A 4,249-nucleotide genomic window follows, 5' to 3' on the forward strand; every position below is an offset into this window, starting at 1 on the left:
GATACGCCCGTCCATTTACGAAATGCTCTGGAGAAGGCGGTTGGGTCGGCATAGCCAAGCCTTTGCGCTGTCTCGCCAACGGATTTATTGTCTTTTGCTAGCAGGCGTTCGGCTTCTTCCTGCTTAATGCGCGCGATTACTTGGGACGCCGTTTGACCGTAAGGTTCCAGCCGGTTGTTCAGTGTTTCCTGATGAAAGCCGCAAAGGTCCGCAAGGTCATTCACACCAAATCCTGAATCCGCAAGATGGACCCTGATCAGACCTTCCAGTCCCGCAAGGAAATCCTGCGGGGCCGCCAGATCCTCATCCATAACCCTGTAGTCTGGAGGGTTTTCCAGTGCCTCTGGTCGTAACCTGTAATTTAGCCAGCTGGAGGGAAACCTGATCGAAAAACCTTGAGGATTGCACTTGATTGCCCGAACGCCGTGAAACTGACCGGGCAGCGCATCCGGGTCACTGACGCGAAGAATGACCTGATTGGGGTCCCACCTGAAATCCAGGACACGGTGCAACAGGGATATCCATATACTTGTCAGAAACGCATCGGTCTGGCTGGGAGAAACCGAAATTTGGAAGTTCCTTTTGGCACTGAAATACGCGTGCTCTCCTTCGACAAAGAGGGATTGTGTAACGGCATTGGATTCCTTGGAAACCGCTTGAGTGTATCTGGTAAAAAAGTCTCCCAATGTAAGGGCTTCTGCCAGCATATCGCCGAGCGGGAGAAATTTGACAAGGTCAACGGATTGCCCGACCCGTGCGCAAAAATCCGTTGAAGTGGCTTCTGCCACGGCCTGATAGATCTGGTAGACGGTATCGTGGCGTAGGAAATTCTTCGGGTCCATTACCTGCGCTTCGTTCAACCCCAGAGGATCAAGAACAAACGCGGGTTCGACCCCCACGCTGCGAAGCGCTGCGACAACCGGACCCGCAACTGAAGCCCTGACGAGTGGCAGCGACTGATCCGTGTTATTACCAAGTCTTCTTGTCATCTCTTCTCCAGAAATTCGCAATATTCCCGAGTGTAAGAAATTCCCACAACAAAATTATGAAACCTTGCAATTTCCCAAAACTATTTTTCTCGAACCGGTAATCTGTCAGGCATCAAGTTATTCGAATTCTATAATGACTCCTAATTGCGCCTTTTACGATTCTTGATGATAGGAGCCCTGATGAACGGATGTCTGATGCGCATACTTGTGCCCGCAGTACTGGCTGCGAGCTATCTATTTCCAACTCATGCCGCTTCACAGGAAGAAAGTTTCCCGGTCCTTTTCACAAATGTTCATGTCTTTGACGGGGTGAACGAGGCGCGGATCGAGAACGCAAACGTTTTGGTCGTCGATAACCTGATCGCCGAGGTCTCGACTGAGCCGCTTGTCGTTGCCAATGCGCAAATCATCGAGGGCGGTGGGCGCACACTGATGCCCGGAATGCATGATCAACACGTGCATCTTACCGTGTTCAACCCTCTCAGCGATGGTTTGCGCCAGAATATCACACCCTTTCATCTTGGCGGCGTCGCGACAATTCGGTCTGAACGCATCCTGATGAATGGGTTCACCACTGTCCGGGACCTAGGCGGACCAGCAAAATCCATCGCTCGCATTATAGATTCCGGCATGTTTCCCGGGCCGCGCATTTACTCCTCTGAAGCCTTCATCACCCAGACATCCGGGCACGCGGACTTCCGTAAACTGAACGACCGGCATCCCACACTGTCTGGGCAAGGACCATCACATTGGGTCGAAAGTGAAATGAGCTTTATAGCCGATGGGCCGGATCAGATCCGGATGGCCGTACGCGAGAACCTGCGCCGCGGGGCAACCCAGATCAAAATTATGGTCAGCGGCGGTGTTACGTCCGAGTTCGACCCCCTGCATTCGCTTCAGTACCAAGCCGATGAAATCCAGATGGCAGTCAAAACCGCCGAACAGTGGGGCACATATGTGACCTGCCATGTGTTCACTGAACAGGCGATCCGAAACTGTATCGACAATGGCGCGAAGACCGTCGAACACATCCCGTTTCTGACTCCGGAAGTGGCCGAGGTCATGGTTCAAAAACAGATCATGTTTGCGACCGCCGTGGCTCCGGTCTACTCGGTCTCCACCGAGCAGGCCGAAGCATTTTACACACCAGCGTCGTTTGCGAAGTGGAAGACGGTGCGGGATGCCGCGGCCAACATGATTGAAGTAATTCAAACCACGCCAGGCATGATCGACCTCTATACCCTGGGCACTGACCTCATCAACAACTGGGACCAAACGCTAGAGCAGGACAAGAAGATGAGCGACGAGTTCAAATACCTGCTTGAAGCGAATTTCACACCCTTCGACATATTGCGCATCGCAACTTCAAACGGCGCGCGCATGAACCGTCTTACTGGTTTGAACAATCCTTATCAGGACGGCCCGTTGGGTGTGGTCGAAGTGGGTGCATACGCCGATCTTCTATTGGTCGACGGGAACCCGCTGGAGGACATCCTGCTGCTATCCGATCCCGACACCAATCTGAAGATCATCATGAAGGATGGCGTGATCTACAAGAACACACTCGACTGAGTGTCGCGTGGGGTGAACTTACCTCGGCACCCCGCGCACTAAATTTTAAGGGAGAGAAGGACATGAATATTTCGACAAAGACGGGTGCCGTCGCGAGCCTGGTTTTTTTCACGGCCACTGCCGCGTTTGCGCAGGACACCCTGCCACAAACCCTGTTCACCAACGTCCATGTCTTTGACGGAGTAAATGAGGCGCGGATCGAGAACGCCAGCGTTTTGGTTGAAGGCAACTTGATCAAAGAAGTGTCCACCGAGGCCATCGACGCCCCTGGCGCGACGGTTGTGGATGGAGGTGGTCGCACATTGATGCCGGGGCTGATCGACAGCCACGTCCACCTGAACCTAACCGGTCTGTTCACAAGCTTTGGCGGCGCGGAATATGCGAATTGGGACGGCGTCGGCGCGATGGCAGTCGCAAACGCGCGTGATTACCTTATGGATGGGTACACAACGGTTCGCGATGCCTGTGGCCAAGGCGATGCGATGAAAAAGCTGATCGATCAGGATATTCTTGTCGGGCCACGGATTTACCCGAGCGGTGCGTGCATCGGTCCACAATCTGGTCACACGGACTGGCGCAGCCCTCGTGCCCGGGCTGAAGGTGGCCCCGTCGCACAGGTGGAAGAACTCAATCTCGCGGTCGTTGCAGACGGCGTAGACGAAATCAGAACGGCCGCGCGCCGGAACCTCAGCTATGGGGCCACGCAAATCAAGCTAACCGTCGGCGGCGGAGTTTCCTCGGAATTGGACCCGCTTTGGTCCGTTGGATACAGCGTGGAAGAAATAAAGGCAGCGGTCGACGTTGCGGCTTTTTTTGACACTTATGCTTTCACGCATGCCTACACGGACGAAACTGTCCAAATGGCACTGGATGCGGGCGTCAAGGTCATTGAACACGGCCAGATGGTCACAGAAGAAACCGTGAAACGAATGGCTGATGAAGGGATATTCTGGTCCCTCAACACCGCCGGGTTCTCACCGATCCTGTTTGAGCACCCGAACTTTGCACCGGGTACGCCAGCAGGCATCAAGCTTGCGGTTGCACATGACCAAAGCAAGGATCTCATCGCGCTTGTCAAGAAATACAAACCCAAGGTCGTGCACAACGTTGATACAGTACTGTCAACGCTCGATCAGGGCCGTGCCCATCGCGATTTCGAAAAGTACCAGTTTGCTGATTGGTTCGGCAATCATGCCATGCTGGTCTCCGCTACGTCGACCGCGGGCGAACTGGCGCAGCTGACTGGCCAACGTAATCCTTATCCGGAGCAGTTGGGGGTGATCCAAGAAGGAGCCTACGCCGATATCCTGATCGTCGATGGCAACCCGCTGGAAGATCTTTCTGTCTTGGGGGCCCAACCGAAATGGTTTGACGCGGAACCGCGTGAAGAAGGTTTCGACACCATCCGCGTCATCATGAAGGACGGCAAATTCTACAAGAATACGCTGGAATAAAAGGAAAGTAGGGTGGTCTATCTTTGATAACCCCACACGTCAGCCAAGAAATCTTCCCTGAAAGGAAAGACTGTGAAACATCTCAGCCTCGGCATCTTTATGGCGATCTGTGGTTCAATTGTTGCTGCTGAAGATTCCGAAAGCATGCGTACGTTTTTGTTCATTGGCACGTCCAATAGCACCGCTTGGGAAATGCAGATCGCCAATCCGGGGGATCGCGCAGCCTCGGTGAAG

General features: G+C 53.8%; 3 protein-coding genes. 2 read left to right on the forward strand and 1 reads right to left on the reverse strand.

Annotated elements, in window-relative coordinates; all coding sequences use genetic code 11:
• Positions 1 to 989, reverse strand: a 989-nt coding sequence (locus tag AC2FJZ_RS22230; protein WP_496780398.1) for a helix-turn-helix domain-containing protein, incomplete at its 3' end; no start/stop codon positions are given.
• A gap of 180 nt (positions 990 to 1,169) precedes the next feature.
• Between AC2FJZ_RS22230 and AC2FJZ_RS22235 the strand changes: the two genes are divergently transcribed.
• Positions 1,170 to 2,561, forward strand: a complete 1,392-nt coding sequence (locus AC2FJZ_RS22235; protein ID WP_282022546.1) for a metal-dependent hydrolase family protein — start codon at positions 1,170 to 1,172, stop codon at positions 2,559 to 2,561.
• Between the two features lie 62 nt (positions 2,562 to 2,623).
• Positions 2,624 to 4,015, forward strand: coding sequence for a metal-dependent hydrolase family protein (locus AC2FJZ_RS22240; RefSeq protein ID WP_496686360.1), 1,392 nt, complete (start codon positions 2,624 to 2,626; stop codon positions 4,013 to 4,015).
• Positions 4,016 to 4,249: the final 234 nt, after the last annotated feature.

This window comes from Ruegeria sp. CDSA079 (assembly GCF_059612245.1).